Below are 6,472 nucleotides of genomic sequence, written 5' to 3'. Positions count from 1 at the left end.
AGTGCTCTACCCCCTGAGGTATTCATCCGAGGCGATACCTAAATATCTTTCGCGGAGAACCAGCTATTTCCCAGTTTGATTGGCCTTTCACCCCTAACCACAAGTCATCGGAGTCTTTTTCAACAGACACCCGTTCGGTCCTCCAGTGAGTGTTACCTCACCTTCAACCTGCTCATGGCTAGATCACTAGGTTTCGGGTCTAATACAACGAACTTGACGCCCTATTCAGACTCGCTTTCGCTACGCCTTCGCCTATCGGCTTAAGCTTGCTCGTTAAATTAAGTCGCTGGCCCATAATACAAAAGGTACGATGTCACCCAGAACGTATCTTGGGCTCCATCTGTTTGTAGGTGTCCGGTTTCAGGTCTATTTCACTCCCCTCGTCGGGGTGCTTTTCACCTTTCCCTCACGGTACTGGTTCACTATCGGTCGCTGAGGAGTACTTAGGCTTGGAGGGTGGTCCCCCCGCGTTCAGACAGGATTTCACGTGTCCCGCCTTACTCATGGATACATCATCGCATTACTCGTACGGGGCTATCACCCTCTAAGGCCCAGCTTTCCTGACTGGTTCCGATTGTCTTTGATGTATCACTGGCCTAGTCCGCGTTCGCTCGCCACTACTAACGGAGTCTCTGTTGATGTCCTTTCCTCCAGGTACTTAGATGTTTCAGTTCCCTGGGTTTGCTTGAAACCTCCTATGTATTCAGAAGTCTCATACCTTCTTTTGATAACCGGAAATCCAAAACCTCTTCGATCGAAATCTAAAGGCCTAGGCATCTCACATTTCTGTTCGAACCCCACACCACGGTCTTTCGACTGAGGTCTTGGAGTTCCGGCTATCGAAGGTGGGTTTCCCCATTCGGAAATCCATGGATCAAAGCTTCTTCGCAGCTCCCCACGGCTTATCGCAGCGTAGCACGTCCTTCATCGCCTCTCAGCGCCAAGGCATCCACCGAACACCCTTAAGGCACTTGATTGCTCTCATTATCAATGTCCACACACTCGGCAGAATGTTGTCTGCAGAACTACCTTGCGGCACGCGCCCTCGATGAACGCTATCTGCAGCCGGACAATGATTAGAAAGACCAGCTTGCTTCGTAAGATCGTTCCGATAGCGAGGCGGTCAAGCTTCGCTAAAAGGATCATTTACAACTCGCTTGTCTTTCAAAGCAGCCTTGTGAGCTACAATGGAAGACGCACGAGCGCCGAAATGATCCGGAGATAATGAAGTATCGCGCAACAATTACTTGTTGCCCGATCCAACTCGGATCGATCTCCTCTTTACGATGTCAGAAATCACGCAGCTTACTGTCCATCCGGACTAGTAAGTGCGAAGTGATGTTTCGCGGACGACGGTATGAGCAGCCGGTGATCAAACCATCTGGTGGAGCCAGACGGGATCGAACCGACGACCTCATGCTTGCAAAGCACGCGCTCTCCCAGCTGAGCTATGGCCCCGTAACCAGAAGACGAATGCTCACTCGATGAGTGTGGTGGGCCTGGGAAGACTTGAACTTCCGACCTCACGCTTATCAAGCGCGCGCTCTAACCAACTGAGCTACAAGCCCCTAACGCATATCCAGTCAAGGACCAGGGATTCTGCAAGGTTGCAGCCCCAGCGCGTGTTCGTCCGCGAAGAAAGAGAAACGAAGACGGCGAAATCCCGCCAATGCAGCTCAACGATCCTGACGACCGTTGGCCACTGATGTTTCTAAAACGGTTCGATAGAAGCAAGCTTCTGAAGAACCATCCTTAGAAAGGAGGTGATCCAGCCGCAGGTTCCCCTACGGCTACCTTGTTACGACTTCACCCCAGTCGCTGACCCTACCGTGGCCGGCTGCCTCCCTTGCGGGTTAGCGCACCGTCTTCAGGTAAAACCAACTCCCATGGTGTGACGGGCGGTGTGTACAAGGCCCGGGAACGTATTCACCGTGGCGTGCTGATCCACGATTACTAGCGATTCCAACTTCATGGGCTCGAGTTGCAGAGCCCAATCCGAACTGAGACGGCTTTTTGAGATTTGCGAAGGGTTGCCCCTTAGCGTCCCATTGTCACCGCCATTGTAGCACGTGTGTAGCCCAGCCCGTAAGGGCCATGAGGACTTGACGTCATCCCCACCTTCCTCGCGGCTTATCACCGGCAGTCTCCTTAGAGTGCTCAACTAAATGGTAGCAACTAAGGACGGGGGTTGCGCTCGTTGCGGGACTTAACCCAACATCTCACGACACGAGCTGACGACAGCCATGCAGCACCTGTGTTCCAGGCTCCGAAGAGAAGGTCACATCTCTGCGACCGGTCCTGGACATGTCAAGGGCTGGTAAGGTTCTGCGCGTTGCGTCGAATTAAACCACATGCTCCACCGCTTGTGCGGGCCCCCGTCAATTCCTTTGAGTTTTAATCTTGCGACCGTACTCCCCAGGCGGAATGCTTAAAGCGTTAGCTGCGCCACTAGTGAGTAAACCCACTAACGGCTGGCATTCATCGTTTACGGCGTGGACTACCAGGGTATCTAATCCTGTTTGCTCCCCACGCTTTCGTGCCTCAGCGTCAGTATCGGGCCAGTGAGCCGCCTTCGCCACTGGTGTTCTTGCGAATATCTACGAATTTCACCTCTACACTCGCAGTTCCACTCACCTCTCCCGAACTCAAGATCCTCAGTATCAAAGGCAGTTCTGGAGTTGAGCTCCAGGATTTCACCCCTGACTTAAAGACCCGCCTACGCACCCTTTACGCCCAGTGATTCCGAGCAACGCTAGCCCCCTTCGTATTACCGCGGCTGCTGGCACGAAGTTAGCCGGGGCTTATTCTTGCGGTACCGTCATTATCTTCCCGCACAAAAGAGCTTTACAACCCTAGGGCCTTCATCACTCACGCGGCATGGCTGGATCAGGCTTGCGCCCATTGTCCAATATTCCCCACTGCTGCCTCCCGTAGGAGTTTGGGCCGTGTCTCAGTCCCAATGTGGCTGATCATCCTCTCAGACCAGCTACTGATCGTCGCCTTGGTGAGCCATTACCTCACCAACTAGCTAATCAGACGCGGGCCAATCTTTCGGCGATAAATCTTTCCCCGTAAGGGCTTATCCGGTATTAGCACAAGTTTCCCTGTGTTGTTCCGAACCAAAAGGTATGTTCCCACGCGTTACTCACCCGTCTGCCGCTGACGTATTGCTACGCCCGCTCGACTTGCATGTGTTAAGCCTGCCGCCAGCGTTCGCTCTGAGCCAGGATCAAACTCTCAAGTTGGACTTGAACTTTGAACCGGCTGATCACAACGTTTTGACGAGGTCCCACCATTTTTCATCGACCGAAGTCGATGAGCTGCCCGCGATTCACATCGCTGGCAACGATGGTGTAACCTTAAAACGTGTACCGCCGAAGTCTTTCGTCCCCTCTCAGAACTCAAAAGCCGAAGCTCTTCAGTATCCGAGAGGCGCAAGGACTCCGCCGTCCACGTTTCTCTTTCTTCATCTTCACTTGTCAAACAGCCCGGGACCAGGAGGTCCCAACCTTCCAGAGAGGAAGGGTTCCGACACCCTTACCGACGATGGATGAACTCCAATCGACTTACGTCGACTGTTGTGTCACTCAACAAGGTGAGGAGCATCAGTGGCGCGTTCGCTCGCCTTGGTCAGTGACCCGGCGGCGCCGCGCTCAGTGGTCGGGTTATAGGCCCCGCCCATCGGGGTTGTCAACGACCATTGTCAGAAAATCGTCGCACGGTGGATTGTTCGAAAAATCCACGCGATTACAGCAGGCTAGAAAGTCGCTGAGCGGCTGGATCGCGCCGGCGCGGAGAAAAAACTCAAAAAAAGTTTGGGCTCGAGAGGGCTCCGGAGGCGGCATGAGGCGACTTGGACGCGACTTGGATCGCTCGTCCCTGGAAGGCCCCTGACGCCCGGCCGTTCGGGAAACTTTTCCATATTAGGCGCCGTACTTGAGCCACAATCCCCCGGCGTTCTGGTACAGACAAAGCTTGAATCGCAGGGATGCCAGTGGGGGCTGCCGGCGGTTTGTGTGGGGTCAGAGGAAGGCGATCATACGATGAAGCGGCCTTCTTCAGACATTCGAGACACATCGAGAGATCTTTTTCCGCTTAGCTGTTCGTAAATTCGGCCGGTCCGACATCTGGGCCTTCTGACCGCGGACGCCTATGCGGCTTGCCTTTTCCAGAGACGCCCCGAAGAGGGCGGCTCAAGGAGGGGCTCGAAACAGGGTTGCTCGAAACGGGGCTGCTCGAAATCGGGCTCTCGGATCGTTGATTGGGGGACTTGGGTTGAACCATAGGACGTCACGCGGCGCTTACGGGCGTGAGACCGGGATCATCGATCTCGGCCACGAGCCGCCGCTGTCCGTCGATGGTTCGGAAGCCGCCGTCATCGATCGCCGCCGCGTCTCGGTGCAATGGTTCAGCGGGACGATTCTAACCGGACTTTGCGGCGCAGCCCTGATCGGCGGCGCCGTTTTCGCTTCGCTCGACGGCGAGATGACCTTCGCCAAGGTGCCGGAGCGCGTCGAAGGCGCGCTGCGCGGCGCATTCGGCGCAGCCGACCGCACCGCCACGCTGCACAAGAGCGACCGCCTGCCGCCGCCGAGCGAATCCACGGCCTCGCGCAACATCGTGCGCGTCTCGACCGTCGCCCGCGTCGGCAACCGCGACGTGATGCGGGTGCGTCCCTTCATCCGGATTGCCGGCAATCTGTCGATGACGACGAGCGATCTGTCGGCGAAGATCCCGCCATTCAACGCCCAGCGCCTTCTCACCGATGTCGGATCCGATCCGAAGGCGGCATCCGAGGATCCCAACAATCCGGAAGCCGTCGAACCCGACGCCGAGGTCTCGTTCGTCACCAAGGACCTCTCCCAGGTGCTGCCGAAAGCCAAGATTTCCGCAGTGGTGGCGCTCGACGACATCCTGATGCGGGTCCGCGATGCCGCCAACTGGCGCGGCAATGGCGGGGTGCGCTACGCCGCGCTCTCCAATGCTGCGGCCGACGTCTCCGGCGCGACCGGCCCGTCCGATATCAGAAGCGCCTACGCCACCGAAGTGTCGCCGTCCGATCCCTATGCCGGCTTCGAGACGCGCGTGGTGCCGGAAAACGTCACGCTGCTGCCGAAGACCAAAGAGCAGATCACCGGCGGCAATCCCAACGGCGAACGCGTCCACGTGGTCAAGAAGGGCGACAGCGTCGCCGGCGTGCTGCGCGATCTCGGCGCCACGGCCGAGGAGATCAAGGCGATCACCGCGACGCTTGGGCCGCGCGGCCGCGACGGCGGCCTGAAGGAAGGCGAGAAGCTGCGGATCCTGATGGCGCCCGCAAGCCCCGGCGCCCGCCTGCAGCCCTACCGCGTCGTCATCGCCAACGAGACCATGGTCGAGGCGATCGCGGCGCTGTCCGATCTCGGCAAATACGTCGCGGTCGACGTCTCCAGCATGAACACCGTCGCCGACGCGGCGGCGAACGCCAACAGCGACGACGATGACGAGGATGACGGCACGGGCGTGCGGCTCTACCAGAGCATCTACGAGACCGCGATGCGCAACAAAGTGCCGATGCCCGTCATCGACGACATGATCAAGATCTATTCCTACGACGTCGATTTCCAGCGCAAGGTGGCGCCGGGCGATTCATTCGACGTGTTCTACGCCGGCGAAGACGAAGGCGTGACCGCGAGCGAAAAGAACGACGTGCTGTTCGCTTCGCTGACGCTCGGCGGCGAGACCAAGAAATACTACCGCTACCAGAGCCCCGATGACGGCGTCGTCGATTACTATGACGAGACCGGCAAGAGCGCGAAGAAGTTCCTGGTGCGCAAGCCCGTCAACAACGCCATCATGCGCTCCGGCTTCGGCGGCCGCCGTCACCCCATCCTCGGCTATGTGAAGATGCATACCGGCGTCGACTGGGCCACCTCCTACGGCACGCCGATCTTCGCCTCCGGCAATGGCGTGATCGAGAAGGCCGGCCCCGAGGGCGGCTACGGCAAATACATCCGCATCAAGCACAACAACGGCTACGAGACCGCTTATGGCCATATGTCGGCCTTCGCCAAGGGCATGGAGCCCGGCAAGAAGGTGCGGCAGGGCCAGGTGATCGGCTTCGTCGGTTCGACCGGCGCGTCGACCGGCCCGCACGTCCACTACGAAATCCTGGTCAACGGCCGCTTCGTCGATCCGCTGCGTGTGAAACTGCCGCGCGGCCGCTCGTTGGAAGGCCCGATGCTGGCCGGCTTCGAGAAGGAGCGCGACCGGCTCGACGGCATGATGAGCGGCCGCGCCGGTGCCATCGCCCGGATGTCGGACGCCACCGGCGGTCCGTTGCAGGTCACCAACAGGTAAAGCCGGCGAACCGGGCCGAGATCGGCCGGACATATTCAAGCACGAGCCGGATTTGACGACGTCGCGCGGGGCCCGGCTTGGCCGCATCACAACGTCAAGTTTCGTTTGCCAAAGCGGCATGAGGAGCGAATAC

The 6,472-nt window shown here is 58.2% G+C and carries 1 protein-coding gene, 2 tRNA genes and 2 rRNA genes (1 of these 5 only partly in view); 1 reads left to right on the top strand and 4 read right to left on the bottom strand.

Annotation, left to right across the window (positions count from 1 at the left end):
* The 4 genes from IVA93_RS03900 to IVA93_RS03885 all read right to left on the bottom strand — a co-directional run.
* A 23S ribosomal RNA gene (locus IVA93_RS03900) occupies positions 1–977 on the bottom strand (it extends 1,896 nt beyond the left edge of the window).
* 405 nt (positions 978–1,382) lie between these two features.
* A tRNA-Ala gene (locus IVA93_RS03895) sits at positions 1,383–1,458 on the bottom strand.
* A 33-nt stretch (positions 1,459–1,491) separates the two neighbouring features.
* Positions 1,492–1,568, bottom strand: a tRNA-Ile gene (locus IVA93_RS03890).
* A 188-nt stretch (positions 1,569–1,756) separates the two neighbouring features.
* A 16S ribosomal RNA gene (locus tag IVA93_RS03885) occupies positions 1,757–3,245 on the bottom strand.
* Together the 16S and 23S rRNA genes with 2 tRNA genes alongside form the textbook arrangement of a ribosomal RNA operon.
* A gap of 1,030 nt (positions 3,246–4,275) precedes the next feature.
* Between IVA93_RS03885 and IVA93_RS03880 the strand changes: the two genes are divergently transcribed.
* Positions 4,276–6,339 carry a M23 family metallopeptidase gene (locus IVA93_RS03880; protein ID WP_018453272.1) on the top strand — a complete coding sequence of 688 codons (2,064 nt, stop codon included), beginning with the start codon at positions 4,276–4,278 and terminating at the stop codon, positions 6,337–6,339.
* Positions 6,340–6,472: the final 133 nt, after the last annotated feature.

This window comes from Bradyrhizobium sp. 155 (assembly GCF_023101105.1).
Lineage (GTDB): Bacteria > Pseudomonadota > Alphaproteobacteria > Rhizobiales > Xanthobacteraceae > Bradyrhizobium > Bradyrhizobium canariense_D.
This window is presented reverse-complemented; position numbering and strand designations above follow the sequence as displayed.